The sequence below is a fragment of the Serratia sp. N21D137 genome (assembly GCF_047530005.1).
In the GTDB taxonomy this organism is placed as follows: Bacteria; Pseudomonadota; Gammaproteobacteria; order Enterobacterales; family Enterobacteriaceae; genus Chania; species Chania fonticola_B.
In genome coordinates this window covers 169,752-183,778 of record NZ_JBLJAJ010000002.1, presented here as the reverse complement: position 1 = coordinate 183,778, position 14,027 = coordinate 169,752, and the positions used below count along the sequence as shown (strand labels likewise).

Annotated in this window: 15 protein-coding genes; 6 read left to right on the top strand and 9 right to left on the bottom strand. The window is 57.0% G+C overall.

Annotation, left to right across the window (positions count from 1 at the left end; all coding sequences use genetic code 11):
• Window positions 1-18 precede the first annotated feature (18 nt).
• Genes bioD through bioB form a run of 4 tightly spaced genes read right to left on the bottom strand, consistent with a single transcriptional unit; the run spans window position 19 to window position 3,631 of the window.
• Window positions 19-699: a dethiobiotin synthase gene (bioD, locus tag ACMV5H_RS02710; protein ID WP_059200186.1), complete on the bottom strand. Its 681-nt coding sequence runs from the start codon at window positions 697-699 to the stop codon at window positions 19-21.
• A complete protein-coding gene (gene bioC / locus ACMV5H_RS02705; protein ID WP_179246205.1) occupies window positions 692-1,459 on the bottom strand; it encodes a malonyl-ACP O-methyltransferase BioC in 768 nt (255 codons plus the stop codon). Before bioC ends, bioD begins: the two co-directional genes overlap by 8 nt.
• Window positions 1,443-2,594, bottom strand: a complete 1,152-nt coding sequence (gene bioF, locus ACMV5H_RS02700; RefSeq protein WP_414821414.1) for an 8-amino-7-oxononanoate synthase — start codon at window positions 2,592-2,594, stop codon at window positions 1,443-1,445. The genes bioC and bioF overlap by 17 nt, the downstream gene beginning before the upstream one ends.
• The gene (gene bioB, locus ACMV5H_RS02695; RefSeq protein ID WP_414821413.1) at window positions 2,594-3,631 is read right to left on the bottom strand and encodes a biotin synthase BioB; all 1,038 of its coding nucleotides are present in this window, start codon (window positions 3,629-3,631) and stop codon (window positions 2,594-2,596) included. The genes bioF and bioB overlap by 1 nt, the downstream gene beginning before the upstream one ends.
• Window positions 3,632-3,722: 91 nt before the next feature.
• Here bioB and bioA point away from each other — a divergent pair, with 91 nt between their 5' ends.
• Window positions 3,723-4,997 carry an adenosylmethionine--8-amino-7-oxononanoate transaminase gene (bioA, locus tag ACMV5H_RS02690; protein ID WP_414821412.1) on the top strand — a complete coding sequence of 425 codons (1,275 nt, stop codon included), beginning with the start codon at window positions 3,723-3,725 and terminating at the stop codon, window positions 4,995-4,997.
• Between the two features lie 75 nt (window positions 4,998-5,072).
• Window positions 5,073-5,555, top strand: a complete 483-nt coding sequence (locus tag ACMV5H_RS02685; protein ID WP_021805239.1) for a kinase inhibitor — start codon at window positions 5,073-5,075, stop codon at window positions 5,553-5,555.
• A 43-nt stretch (window positions 5,556-5,598) separates the two neighbouring features.
• On the opposite strand, the gene pgl is transcribed toward ACMV5H_RS02685, so the two are convergent.
• Window positions 5,599-6,603 carry a 6-phosphogluconolactonase gene (gene pgl / locus ACMV5H_RS02680; protein WP_414821411.1) on the bottom strand — a complete coding sequence of 335 codons (1,005 nt, stop codon included), beginning with the start codon at window positions 6,601-6,603 and terminating at the stop codon, window positions 5,599-5,601.
• Window positions 6,604-6,758: 155 nt separating this feature from the next.
• Here pgl and ACMV5H_RS02675 point away from each other — a divergent pair, with 155 nt between their 5' ends.
• Window positions 6,759-7,580 (top strand): pyridoxal phosphatase, encoded by an 822-nt coding sequence (locus tag ACMV5H_RS02675; protein ID WP_059200182.1) that lies wholly within the window; start codon window positions 6,759-6,761, stop codon window positions 7,578-7,580.
• A 249-nt stretch (window positions 7,581-7,829) separates the two neighbouring features.
• Here ACMV5H_RS02675 and modC read toward each other — a convergent pair whose 3' ends face one another.
• The 4 genes from modC to ACMV5H_RS02655 form a co-directional block, all read right to left on the bottom strand.
• Entirely contained in the window at window positions 7,830-8,933 is a 1,104-nt protein-coding gene (modC, locus tag ACMV5H_RS02670) for a molybdenum ABC transporter ATP-binding protein ModC (RefSeq protein ID WP_021805242.1), read from the bottom strand.
• Window positions 8,934-9,623, bottom strand: coding sequence for a molybdate ABC transporter permease subunit (modB, locus tag ACMV5H_RS02665; protein ID WP_021180337.1), 690 nt, complete (start codon window positions 9,621-9,623; stop codon window positions 8,934-8,936). It abuts the gene before it with no gap.
• The gene (modA, locus tag ACMV5H_RS02660; protein ID WP_414821410.1) at window positions 9,620-10,393 is read right to left on the bottom strand and encodes a molybdate ABC transporter substrate-binding protein; all 774 of its coding nucleotides are present in this window, start codon (window positions 10,391-10,393) and stop codon (window positions 9,620-9,622) included. Before modA ends, modB begins: the two co-directional genes overlap by 4 nt.
• Before the next feature lie 149 nt (window positions 10,394-10,542).
• Window positions 10,543-10,686 carry an AcrZ family multidrug efflux pump-associated protein gene (locus ACMV5H_RS02655; protein ID WP_021180335.1) on the bottom strand — a complete coding sequence of 48 codons (144 nt, stop codon included), beginning with the start codon at window positions 10,684-10,686 and terminating at the stop codon, window positions 10,543-10,545.
• A 179-nt stretch (window positions 10,687-10,865) separates the two neighbouring features.
• Between ACMV5H_RS02655 and modE the strand changes: the two genes are divergently transcribed.
• From modE to ACMV5H_RS02640, 3 genes are all read left to right on the top strand, one after another.
• Complete coding sequence (gene modE, locus ACMV5H_RS02650; protein WP_414821409.1) at window positions 10,866-11,657, top strand: molybdenum-dependent transcriptional regulator; 792 nt, start codon at window positions 10,866-10,868, stop codon at window positions 11,655-11,657.
• Window positions 11,658-11,747: 90 nt separating this feature from the next.
• On the top strand, window positions 11,748-13,217 hold the full coding sequence (gene modF / locus ACMV5H_RS02645; RefSeq protein ID WP_414821408.1) for a molybdate ABC transporter ATP-binding protein ModF: 1,470 nt from the start codon (window positions 11,748-11,750) through the stop codon (window positions 13,215-13,217).
• Between the two features lie 121 nt (window positions 13,218-13,338).
• Window positions 13,339-13,911: a cysteine hydrolase family protein gene (locus ACMV5H_RS02640; RefSeq protein WP_094982690.1), complete on the top strand. Its 573-nt coding sequence runs from the start codon at window positions 13,339-13,341 to the stop codon at window positions 13,909-13,911.
• The last annotated feature ends 116 nt before the right edge of the window (window positions 13,912-14,027 follow it).

Genomic DNA, 14,027 nt, shown 5'->3' with positions numbered 1-14,027 from the left:
CCTCCGTGGGCCATCAGGTTAGGGGTTCAACCTGGTTAAATCGAGATACTGTCCCAATGCCTGCTGTTCTACCTGCGGTAAATGTGGGATCTCGCCCAACAGGGGGGCGGGCAATAGGCGGCAAAGAGTGGCAAGGTACTCTTGATGGCGTTTTCCTGGCGGGGTAACGTCATTGGCGATCCAGCCTGCCAGGGTCAGACCTGACTGTTGGATCGCCAACGCAGTCAACAAAGCATGATTGATGCAGCCAAGCTTGATGCCCACCACCAGGATCACCGGCAGCTGCTCCTGCTGTGCCCAGTCGGCAAAGGTTTCATGCTCAGAAAGTGGAGTGAACCAACCGCCGGCACCCTCTACCAACAGCCAGTCCGCACGTTGTTCAAGATGACGTAAACCGGCGGAAAGCCGTGCCAGCGAGATAGGCCGCCCTTCGGCCTGGCTGACAATATGCGGCGAAGTCGGTTCGGCAAAGGTGTAAGGGTTCACTACGGCGTAATCCAGCGCTACGCTGCTGTTTCTCTGCAGCGACAGCGCATCGCCGTTGCGTAACCCTTCATCGGTCATCTCACTGCCTGACGCCACCGGTTTATAGCCAGCACAGCGCCATCCCGCCGCGCTGGCGGCCTGTAGCAAGGCGCTGCTGGCCACGGTTTTTCCCACTTCGGTGTCGGTTCCGGTAACGAACCAGCGCTTAATCACGATAAATCACTCCATAAACCAAATGATAACTGAGAGGAAACTGCCCGTCCCGGCAAGGATAGGCAGCCTGCAATGCGGCAAGCCGCTGGCGGGAAAGCAGGCCTGCCTCGCGTCCTTGATGCAGGTGAGTCGCACCGATGCCCTTTAGCGATCGCATCAACGTCATCACGTCGGGATAACTGAGCGTTTGCCAATTTGCCGTAAGCTGGTGCCGGTAGGGATGACAGGCGGCGGCGATCTGAGTTGGCGGCAGGAAGTCATTAACATGACGCTCGCCATCGACTTGCTGCCAGGCGTCGCCTAACTCGTGCAAAGCCCCTTGTGCCAAAGTAGAGAACAGGATCAGTCCACCGGGCCGCGTCACCCGATACAACTCAGCCAGCGCCAGAGGCAAATCGCTGCACCACTGCACCACCAGGCTGCTAAAACAGATATCCACCGAGGCGGTCGGCAAAGGGATATGTTCGATATCCCCCAGCAAATAGCGATCCGCCGCTTGCTGCTGACGGGCAAATGCCAGCATGCCCGGAGCCAGATCCAGCGCGCTGACCTGCTTGCCCAGCTCGCGCCAGCGACGGCTGAAATAGCCCGTGCCGCAACCGGCATCCAACACCTGTTGGCCTGGATGAGACAGCCCCATCCCCAGTAAGCGTTCACCAACCTCCCGTTGCAGCACGGCTGCGGTATCGTAGCTCGCCGCTGCCCGGCTGAAGGCCGCCGCCACCGCCTGCTTGTTCACCGTATCAATGGCAGACGTCATGCAATACCTCCAACAAGCGATCGATATCCTGTGGCTGGTGTGCCGCAGTGAGCGTAATGCGTAACCGCGCGCCCCCCGGTGGTACCGTTGGTGGACGGATGGCGCTGACCCACAATCCCTGCTCTCGCAGGCGCTGCGCCAGATCCAGCGCCTGTTGGTTATCCCCCACCAGCAACGGTTGGATAGCGGTATCCGACGCGGTTAGCGTTAACGGCAGACCTGCCACTCCGGCACGAAAATGCTGGATGTGTTTTTGCAGCCGACTACGTAGTTCATCCCCTTGCTGAATACAGCTTAACGCGGCCTGCAAGGCACAGGCTTGAGCGGGCGGCATCGCGGTGCTGTAAATCAGATGGCGGGCGAATTGCAGCAGATATTCCGCCAACGGCTCATCGCAGAGGATCGCCGCTCCGCTGACGCCAAATGCCTTGCCAAAGGTGACGACCAGCACTTCCGGGCGCACACCTTGCTGCCAGCAACTGCCGCGCCCCTGCTCGCCACGTACGCCAATCCCGTGCGCATCATCCACCATCAGCCAGGCACCTGCCTGCTGCGTCAACCGATGTAGTTCGACCAACGGTGCGCTATCCCCGTCCATGCTGAACACCCCTTCGGTGATCGCCAACTGTTGGCCCGCACGGGTTTTTTGCAGCAAGGTGGCCAATGCCTGGGGCTGGTTATGCCGAAAACGCCGCAGTTGCGCCGGTGAGTAAGTGGCCGCTTCCAATATAGAGGCGTGGCAGAGCTTATCCGCCAAAATGCGATCGTCGGCCTGCATCAGGGCAGCCAGCAATGCCTGATTGGCCGCGTAGCCGGAAATAAACAGCAGCGCACGCGGGTAGCCGAGCCACTCCGCCAGTTGCTGCTCCAGCTCATGATGAACATGGCAAAAACCGGTGACGTGGCCGGAACCGCCGCTGCCAACGCCGTAACGCTGCGCCCCCTGCTGCCAGGCGGCAATCACCTCAGGATGTTGGCTCAGGCCCAGATAGTCGTTGCCAGAAAAATTCACATAGCGCTGGCCGTCGAGTTGCAGATAGCGGCCATTACCGCCTTGATTCACCTGACGTTGCCGATAAGCAGCGGCTCCTCGCCGCTCCTCAAGCGCCTGTTCGATCCGTTGCTGCCAGCTCATTACAGCGCCGCGTTGTAGAATTCGGCGGTATCTGCGTGCAGCAACTGCTCGGTCAGCACTTGTTGCTGCTGATTGTCGCCCTGTTCGGTGGCGGTTTGCTGCGGATTCAGGCCCAGCTTGCGGAACAGTCGCAGATCCTTGTCCTCTTCCGGATTAGGCGTGGTCAGCAGTTTGCAGCCATAGAAGATGGAGTTGGCCCCAGCCATAAAGCACATCGCCTGAGTCTGCTCGCTCATCTGTTCACGGCCTGCCGACAGGCGGACGTAGGACGTCGGCATCATGATGCGGGCAATGGCAATGGTGCGGATAAAGTCGAACGGATCGACATCATCATTATCGGCCAATGGCGTACCTTTCACCTTCACCAGCATATTGATCGGTACGCTTTCCGGCGGTTTGGGCAGGTTGGCCAGTTGCACCAACAACCCGGCTCGGTCACGCACCGTTTCGCCCAGCCCGACAATCCCACCGGAGCAGACTTTGATCCCGGCGTTGCGCACCTTATCCAAGGTATCCAGACGTTCCTGATAGCTGCGGGTGGTGATGATGTTGCCGTAGAATTCCGGCGAGGTGTCCAGGTTATGGTTGTAGTAATCCAGCCCCGCTTCGGCCAGCCGTTCGGCCTGCGCGCCATCCAGCGTGCCCAGCGTCATGCAGGTTTCCATCCCCATCGCCTTGACGCCCTGCACCATCTGTTGCAGATAAGGCATATCGCGCTCATGCGGGTTTTTCCAGGCAGCCCCCATACAGAAACGACTCGAACCGGCCGCTTTGGCCTTGCGCGCCGATTCCAGCACCTGTTCCACCTGCATCAGCCGCTCGGATTCCAGGCCGGTTTTATAACGCGAACTTTGCGGGCAGTACTTACAGTCTTCCGGGCAGGCACCGGTTTTGATCGACAGCAGCGTACTGACCTGCACCTGTTGCGGATCAAAATGTTGGCGGTGAATAGTCTGTGCTTCGAACAGCAGTTCGAGTAAGGGTTTATCAAACAGGGCCTGGGCTTGCCCCACTGTCCAGCGAATGCGGTCGGCCATTTACGGCGTCTCCAAAAGGGAAAAAAGTGTCGTCAGTGTAGAGTTTGCGATTATACTGTCAACCATTCTATTAAAATTTGGTTTACGGTTAATGTCTGCTTCTCCCTGCGATATTGAATTCGATCGACGCCACATCTGGCACCCTTACACCTCCATGACCCAGCCCTTGCCTTGCTATCCGGTGGTGTCCGCCAGCGGCGTCGAGCTGCAACTGGACGATGGCCGCCTACTGGTAGATGGCATGTCTTCCTGGTGGGCGGCGATCCACGGTTACAATCATCCACAGTTGAATCAGGCAGCCGTACAGCAGTTGGAAAAAATGTCGCATGTGATGTTCGGTGGCATCACTCATCCTGCCGCTATTGAACTGTGCCGCAAACTGGTAGCGATGACGCCGGAAGCGTTGCAGTGCGTATTCCTGGCAGATTCCGGATCGGTGGCGGTCGAAGTGGCGCTAAAGATGGCGCTGCAATATTGGCAGGCCCGTGGTGAACGGCGGCAGCGCATTCTGACCTTACGCCATGGCTATCATGGTGATACCTTTGGCGCGATGTCGGTCTGCGATCCGGACAACTCCATGCACAGTCTGTATCAGGGCTATTTGGCCACCCACCTGTTTGCCACCGCACCGCAATGCCGTTTTGACCAGCCTTGGGACGAACAGGACATTGCCCCGTTTGCCGAATTACTGGATCAGCACGCCGGGGAAATAGCCGCTGTGATCCTGGAGCCAGTGGTGCAAGGTGCCGGTGGAATGCGCATCTATCATCCAAGCTATCTGCAACGCGTGCGGGAGCTGTGCGATCGCCACCAAATCCTGCTGATTGCCGACGAGATCGCCACCGGTTTTGGCCGCACAGGCAAACTGTTTGCCTGTGAACATGCCGGCGTAGTGCCGGATATTCTTTGCCTGGGCAAAGCGCTGACCGGTGGCTATATGACCCTTTCCGCCACCCTGACCACGCGCCACATAGCAGAAACGATCAGTAACGGAGCCGCAGGCTGCTTTATGCATGGGCCAACCTTTATGGGCAACCCGCTAGCCTGTGCCGTAGCCTGCGCCAACCTGTCCTTGCTCGAGGAAAATCACTGGCAACATCAGGTCGCCGCCATTGAAACACAGCTTAAACAGCAGCTCTTACCGCTGGTGGCATCACCCAAAGTGGCCGACGTGCGGGTGCTTGGGGCGATTGGCGTGGTGGAAATGCATCAGCCGGTGGATGTGGCGTTGCTACAACGTGGCTTTGTCGAACGCGGCGTGTGGATCCGGCCATTCGGTAAACTGATCTACCTGATGCCGCCTTATATCATTACGCCAGAGCAGCTCACCCGGCTGACGGCAGCAATCGCCGTGGCGGTGGAGTAACGGTTTTAAGGTTGTATTGTGGCGGCAAACCGATCTAGCTTAGGGGTTCGGTATTTTAGACAACTGGGAGTCATTATGGCTTTTCGTTTGTACAGCAGCGATCTGCAAGACGGCGCAAAAATGCCTGAACGGCAGGTATTTAACGGCATGGGCTACCATGGGGATAACCTCTCCCCTCATCTGGCCTGGGAAGATGCACCGGCGGGCACCAAGAGCTTTGCCATCACGGTTTACGATCCCGATGCCCCTACCGGCTCCGGCTGGTGGCACTGGGTGGTCGCCAATATCCCGGCAAACGTGCATGAACTGCCGCCAGGTGCGGGTTCCGGCAAACCGGGGCTTCCCGCTGGCGCAGTGCAAACCCGTACCGATTTCGGTAAGGCCGGTTACGGTGGTGCGGCTCCGCCACAGGGTGAAAGCCATCGTTATCAGTTCACCGTGCATGCGTTGGACGTGGAAAGCATTCCAGTGGACGCAGAAGCGAGTGGCGCGATGGTCGGTTTTAACATCCACTTCCATAGCCTTGGCAAAGCGACGTTGACGGTAAAATACAGCTGAGAAACGTTGAGGGGCGAAGCGCTTCGCCCCGATTTTTAACCCATTATTTTGCCAGTACGCTCACCCACATTGGGCCTTTGCCCACCGGGTAACGCGCCAGATCCGTCAGCTCACCGCTGTTTTGGTCAATCTGATACACGCCGATATGACCAGATTTCTGCCCTGCCGCAATCACGAAGCGACCGCTGTGATCGATATTGAAACCGCGTGGCTGCTCTTCTGTGGCATGGTGGCCAACCACCGCAATCTTGCTGCCGTCTTCCGAGACGCTGAACACGGTTAAAATGCTGGCGGTGCGATCGCTGGTATACAGGAAACGACCGTTTGGCGTGAGGTGGATATCCGCCGCCCAGCGGGTGCCGGTGAAATCGGCAGGCATCATGTCCAGGCTTTGCACCAGCGTATATTTACCACCGTTGGCTTCGATAGCGAACACATCTACCGTGCCATCCAGCTCATTGACGCAGTAAGCGAATTTATCGTTACCATGGAATGCCATATGGCGCGGGCCTGCGCCGCTTGCCGTCGCTACCGCCTCTTGGCCGTGTGGCGTCAGTTGGCCCTGTTGGCCCTGTTGGCTCAGATTGAACAGACGGATGCGGTCCTCTTTCAGACATGGCACCAGCAGCAATTGATTGGTCGGGTCAATATTGGCCGAATGCGGCGCGGTCAGGCCATCGATCTGCTGGGTAGGCGCAAGCACTACGCCATCATGGCCAATCGGGCTGATGCTGGCACAGTTGCCGCTGTAAGACGCGGAGAACAGATAACGGCCCTGCAAATCGGTGGAAATATGGGTTGGGCTGCCTGGCAGTGGTGCCATCCCTGCCTCATGCAGCGTGCCATCTTCCGCGATACGGTAGCTGACAATGCCAAACGCCGGACGTACCCCAACATACAGATGAGTCTTGTCCGGGTGGATCGCCATCGGCTGCACCTGCCCCGCGACCTCGACCGTTTGCAGCAGCGCCAGTGCGCCCTTGTCGTCTAACTGCCATACGTGGATCTGCTGGCTCTCCGGGCTGGCGACATAAACGATTTGCTTCATTTGCTCTCCTTAATGAGAAAGGGTAACCGGTTTCAGTTTGTTCTAGCTTACGCGACATTTGTGACATGGCAACCCTGGCAGGTTACGCAGTTTTATCGAACGGTTATCCGGTGTACCATCGAGGTAATTTTCTTGCTAACTATAATGAGACCGCTATGAGCTACCGTGTTATTGCCCTCGATTTAGACGGCACTTTGCTAGACAACCAGAAACGTATCTTACCGCAGTCGCTGGCGGCGCTGGAGGAAGCCCGCGCCGCCGGGGTGAAAGTCGTAGTGGTCACCGGCCGTCATCACGTGGCTATCCACCCGTTCTATCAGGCGCTGCAAATCGATACGCCAGCCATTTGTTGTAACGGCACCTATCTGTACGACTTCCAGCAGAAAAAGGTACTGGCGTCCGATCCGTTGGCAAAAGAGCAGGCCAAGCAGGTACTGCAACTGCTCAAGCAAAACGCTATTCACGGCCTGATGTATGTGGACGACGCCATGCTGTATCAGGAAACAAGCGGTCATGTGATCCGTTCGCTGGCTTGGTCTGAGACTTTGCCGGTAGCCCAGCGCCCAACGTTGTTGCAGGTCAACAGCCTGATGCAGGCGGCGGATGACGCGCAGGCCATCTGGAAGTTTGCCACTTCACATAGCGATCTCCCAGCGCTGCGCAGCTTTGCCGAAATGGTAGAAAAAGAACTGGGCCTGGCCTGTGAATGGTCCTGGCACGATCAGGTGGACATTGCCAAAGGCGGTAACAGCAAGGGTAAACGCCTGCAGCAGTGGGTGGAGTCACAGGGGTTGAGCATGGATCAGGTGGTCGCCTTTGGTGACAACTACAACGACCTGAGCATGCTTGAGGCCGTTGGGCTGGGCGTTGCCATGGGTAATGCCGATAATGCCATCAAGGAACGTGCAGACCTGGTGATTGCCGATCACCTGCAGCCAGGTATTGCCGAAGTGATCCGTTCTCGTGTGCTGAATTAACAAAAACGACCCCTCACCCTAACCCTCTCCCACAGGGAGAGGGAACCGATCGAGTGGGCTAAAAGTATCGTAATCCTTCATGATCACCTGCTGATTCACCTTGGATGAAGGTGCGATCGCAGTTGCTGAAATGACCTATTTACTACCAAAAGAGGATCGTGACTCTTCATGAGTACCCGTTGATTCACCTTGGTTGCAGGAGCGATCTCCATTGCTAAGATCATCTCTTTACTTCCAAAAGAGCAGGGGCTAATAGCTCCCTCTCCCTGTGGGAGAGGGTTGGGGTGAGGGGCCATCGCGGCTGATCGACACGCTCTTGACCTGTGCATACAGCCACTGACCGGGCCTGATAGCCAGATCGTCACGTGCCCATGGGGTGATGCGCGCCCAGAGGATGTTTTCCCCGACCATCAGCTTCACTTCAACCTGCCCTGCCACATCCAGACACTCCGCCACCTTGGCGGGCAAAATATTACGAATGCTGCTGTTGGCTGGCGGTTGCAGCACTAAAGAAACGTCGGCAGCGTTGATACGAATACGCATCTGGCTACCGACCGGCGCTTCAATACCGCCGACCCACAGCCGCTGATCGCCCAGTGCCAGCGCGGTCATGGCATAGCGCGGGTGATGTTCAATCACGCTCACGCTCAACACGCTGCTCTGATCTTCTCGCTGTAGCCAAGGCCGCAGCGCGCTGCTGGCCCAAACCTCCTCCAACCCGCCGTACGCACGCACCTGGCCGTGATCCAATACCATCACCTGCTCTGCCAGGCGCAAGATCTCGTCCATGCTGTGGCTGACATAGAGAATGGGGATATTGACGTCCTGCGCCAGCCGCTCCAGATATGGTAGCAGCTCACGCTTGCGTGGCATATCGAGCGAGGCCAGCGGTTCATCCATCAGCAACAGTTCCGGCGCGGTCAACAGCGCCCGACCAATCGCGACACGCTGTTTCTCTCCGCCGGACAGGGTCAAAGGCAAACGGTTCAGCAACGGCGCAATCCCCAACAGCTCGACAATGCTGTCAAACTGGCCGCGCATACTGGCCGCCATGCCGTATTGCAAGTTGCCGCGAACGCGATAATGCGGGAACAGGCGCGCATCCTGGAAAACATAGCCAACACGGCGCTTTTCAGGTGGCAGACAGACACCACTGGCGGTATCTACCAGTGTGCGGCCATTAAGCACAATACGCCCCTGCTGCACCAGCGTCAGGCCGCCGATAGCATTGATCAAGGAAGTTTTACCGGCCCCGGAAAGCCCGAAGATCGCGGTGATCCCCTGAGCCGGCAGATTAGCCTGCACGTTGAGATTGAGATCGCCAAGCTGCTGGGAGAAATCCAGTTCTAACATCTATAAGCCCATACGCTTGCGGCCCCAGCGGGCCAGCCATTCGGAAACCATCAGGGCAGCCAGGGCCAGCACGATGGCAATCACGCACAAACGCGCTGCCGCCGCCTCGGCCCCTGGCGTTTCGATCAGGGTGTACATTGCCAGCGGGATGGTACGGGTTTCACCAGGGATATTGGAAACAAAGGTGATGGTGGCGCCAAACTCGCCCAAAGAGCGGGCAAAGGCCAGCACCACGCCAACGATCACACCGGGAAGCGAAAGCGGTAAGGTGATGGTGAAAAATACCCGCCACGGGTTGGCACCCAGGGTACGGGCCGCCTGTTCCAAGCGGATATCTACCGCTTCCAGCGACATGCGGATAGCACGTACCATCAGCGGGAATGCCACCACCGCCGAAGCCAGGGCGGCACCGCGCCAGCTGAAACTGAAGCTGAAACCAAACCAGTTATATAACCATTCGCCGATAAAGCCGCGCCGCCCCATGGCAATCAGCAGCAGATAGCCCACCACCACCGGTGGCAAGACTAACGGCAGATGAACAATGCTATCCAACAACGATTTACCGGGGAAATTGCAGCGAACCAGGATCCAGGCCATTAAAATACCCAGCGGCAAACTGCAGATCACCGCCAGGCTGGAGACTTTCAGGCTCAGTTCGACCGCCTGCCATTCATACTCACTTAATATCATTTACGCGGGGTGAATCCATAACGTTCGAAGATAGCCGCAGCGGCCGGAGTCGTCAGGTAATCGTAGAAAGCCGTCACGGCTGGCGTCTGGTGATCTTTAACGATGGCCATTGGATACTCAACCGGCTTGTGGCTGTCTTCCGGGAAGATGGCAATCACTTTGACCTTGTCGCTGGCCACGGCGTCCGAGCCGTAAACGATACCCAGCGGGGCTTCTTCGCGCTCAACCATGGCCATAGCGCTGCGCACGTTATTGGCCCGCGCCAGCTGAGGTTCCAGCGTGGTCCATGCCCCCAGGTTCTGCAACGCTTCTTTGGCGTAGATGCCCGCAGGAACATGATCCGGATCGCCTACGGACAGGCGGCCACCGTTGAGCAATTTGGCCCAGTCGGTTTGCTTGTTGATAGTGATTTTATCTTGTTTGGCCGATTTGGCGGCGATCAGCACCAGTTCGTTGCCTAGCAGAGTATAACGAGTGTCTTTCACTATCTGCTGCTTATCGATGGCGTAATCCATCCATTGCTGATCGGCAGAGATAAACATATCCGCAGGCGCCCCTTGCTCAATCTGGCGTGCCAGCGTTGAGGAGGAAGCAAAAGAGGAGACGACTTCGACGTCTTTGCCTTTCTGGTATTCGGTGGCGATATCTTGTAAGGCGTTGGTCAGCGAGGCTGCGGCAAACACGGTGATTTTCTCCGCCGCAGAAACCTGTGCCACCAGCCCGCAAGCCAATGCCACACCGCCAACCCAGTTAATCCATTGCTGTTTCATTGTTTTCTCCGCAAGTTAACCATCATCACATCGCTATGTAAAAAATAATATAACGCAGCGAGAACGATTGTCATGCGGTTTATCGGCAAAGCGAGAGATAACTTGAGAAATACCCGCCAAGAGAGCTCGGCGGGCATTTGGGAGGGGGATTAGCTGCGGTTTTCTTTAGGATGGCCAACTTTGGAGAAGATGTTGAACACCTCGCCCAAGCCATAAATCAAGCCTAAAATAATGGCCATCACTACCGGCACCATGACCACGGCAAACAACAGACTTTTCAATAATTCTAACATCGTAGCCTCACTTGACTGCTTTAAACCGCTGCGTAGGCTTCACTGTAAACCAAAACGCAGGCGAAAACGCGGTTATTTTACCGACTGCGGGAAATTTGTAACCGGCTAAACGTGCTCAGTTGGCGCTTTGCGGCAAATCGGCGACAATAGCCTGACTTACTGCCTTATAAGGACCCATCATGCAGGCCGAGATCCTCCTTACCTTAAAGCTGCAGCAGAAACTGTTCGCTGACCCACGCCGCATCGCGCTGCTCAAGCAAGTGGTGCATACCGGCTCGATCAGCCAGGGAGCCAAACTGGCGGGGATCAGCTACAAAAGCGCCTGGGATGCCATCAACGAGATGAATCAGCTGGCCGAGCAGACGGTGGTCGAACGCGCTACCGGCGGCAAAGGCGGCGGCGGCGCGCAGGTGACCCGTTATGGCCTGCGGCTGATCCAACTTTACGATCTGCTGGGCCAAATCCAGCAGAAGGCCTTTAACGTGTTGCAGCAGGACTCTCTGCCGTTGGACAGCCTGTTGGCCGCCATCGCCCGTTTTTCCTTGCAGACCAGCGCCCGCAACCAGTTTTTCGGCACCGTGATTGAACGCGACCATCAGCAGGTCCAACAGCATATCAGCCTGCTGCTGGCCGACGGCAACACCCGCCTGACCGCTGCCGTGACTCAGCAAAGCGCCGACCGGCTACAGTTGACGCCGGGCAAAGAGGTGTTAGCCCTGATTAAAGCGCCTTGGGTGAAACTCAGTACCGATCCGGCTTCGACCGGCCTGGCCGATAATGCGCTGCCGGGAAGCGTAGCCAGTATTCAGCCTGGTAGCGATCACAGTGAGGTTCTGGTCACGCTTAACGGCGGAGAAACGCTATGCGCCACCGTCAGCAACCAGGAACTGGCACAGTTGAAACTGAGCGTCGGCACGCCGGTACACGCCTTGTTCAATGCCGATCGGGTGATTGTCGCGACGTTGTGTTAAACGCAACGTCACGTTGCAGTATTGCCGATTGACATCTTTTCCGCTAGCGCCTATTTCTAAGGAAATTAATTGCAGAATAGGGAACATAGGATGTCGTCGTTGCACATTTCGCAAGGTTCATTTCGTCTAAGCGATACCCGCACGCTGGAGCTGGATCGGCTTGATATTCAGTCCGGCGATAGCTGGGCATTCGTCGGGGCTAACGGCAGCGGGAAATCCGCGCTGGCCCGGGCGCTGGCCGGTGAGCTGACGTTGCTGAAAGGCGAACGCCACAGTGATTTTCGTCAAGTAGTGCGGCTCTCCTTTGAGCAGTTGCAAAAGCTGGTCAGCGACGAATGGCAACGCAACAATACCGACCTGCTTAGCCAGGACGAAGACGACACCGGGCGCACGACGGCGGAAATCATTCAGGAAGAGCTCAACGATCCCGCTCGCTGCACACAGTTGGCTGAGCAGTTTGGTATCACGCCGCTGCTTACGCGCCGTTTCAAATATCTCTCTACCGGTGAGACCCGCAAAACTCTGCTGTGCCGTGCCCTGATGGCCCAGCCCGATTTATTGATCCTCGATGAGCCGTTCGACGGGCTGGACGTCAATTCACGCGCTCAGCTCGCCACTCTGCTTGGCGAACTTTCACAGCAAGGTTATACCGTGGTCCTGGTGCTCAACCGGTTTGATGAAATCCCAGACTTCATTGAGCAGGTCGGCGTACTGGCCGATTGCACCCTCACCAGCCAGGGGCCACGGCAACAGGTGATGGCCGATGCGCTAGTCGCCCAACTGGCGCACAGTGAAAATCTCAACGGCTTGACGCTGCCAGAAACCGAAGATCCCACACAGGTCATCAGGCTGCCGGACGATCGGCCACTGATCGTTCTGCGTGATGGCGTAGTCAGCTACAACGATCGCCCCATCCTCAACCAACTCAGTTGGCAGGTTAACCCCGGTGAAAACTGGCAGATCGTCGGCCCGAACGGGGCGGGAAAATCCACCCTGCTCAGCCTGATCACCGGCGATCATCCGCAAGGCTACAGCAACGATCTGACGCTGTTTGGCCGCCGACGCGGTAGTGGAGAAACCATCTGGGATATCAAACGCCATATCGGCTACGTCAGCAGCAGCCTGCACCTGGACTATCGGGTCAGCTCCAGCGTGCGTAACGTGATCCTGTCCGGTTTCTTTGATTCGATCGGTATTTATCAGGCAGTTTCCGATCGTCAGCATCAGTTGACCTCACAATGGCTGGCGCTGCTCGGGCTTGGCGCTATGGGCGATGCTCCCTTCCATAGCCTGTCCTGGGGCCAGCAACGCCTGGCGCTGATCGCCCGGGCATTAGTCAAACATCCGGCGCTGCTGATCCTCGATGAGCCACTGCAAGGCCTGGATCCGCTAAACCGCCAATTGGTAAGGCGCTTCGTAGATGTGTTGATCCAACAGGGCTCAACCCAGTTGCTGTTTGTTTCACACCACGCAGAAGACGCGCCGCAATGTATCACCCACCGTTTCTCCTTCATCCCTGAAGGCGATGGCTACCGCTATCAGCAAGACGTCCTGGCTTAACATACTCGGGGGTGAGTGCTACAGCGCTCATCCTGAGGACATATCCGGCAACACTTCCTCCACTACGCATCACATTTGGCCTTTTATCCTTAAAGGGTACAGAAACGTTTTTGGAGAAGGTATGTCCGCCGCGCTGATTATGATTGACCTGATTGAAGATCTGGCTGGCCCTAAAGGGCGGGCGAATCACTGCCACGAACAGCTCGTAACGCGTGATGTGATCGCGCACGTCAATGCTGCTGCGGCCTACGCGCGGGTGCGTAAAATCCCGGTGATTTGGTTGCGCACCGGTTTTGCCGACAATTACCACGATATTCCCCGACACTCGCCGCTGTTCAATCAGCTCAAACATATCGGCGCACTGCGTTTAAGTAACGGGGGATGCCATTGGCTGGCCGGTCTGGAGGTAAAAACCGAGGATCTGTGCCTGGAAAAGAAAGGGCTCAGCGCGTTTGCCGGTAACAATTTGTTAGCCTGGTTACAGCAGCACCGCTGCCACCACCTGTTATTGGGCGGTATCAGCACCCCGCTTGCCATTGAGAGTACCGCCCGACAGGCGCACGATGCAGGCTTACAGGTAACGGTGCTACAAGATCTGTGCGCCGCCCCAACGGAAGAGATCCACCAGCAGAGCCTGGAGACCTTGCAGAACCTTGGGGAGGTTATGCGTTCGCAGGCGTGGATGCGCGGTTAAAACCACGACACCATCAGTTTGAGACAGGAGGGAGTCATGCAGCACAATTAGAAACAGCTAGTTAGCCGTTATAAGCACGATTAACTACTGTCCCGACCTTTATATTCATCCTGTTG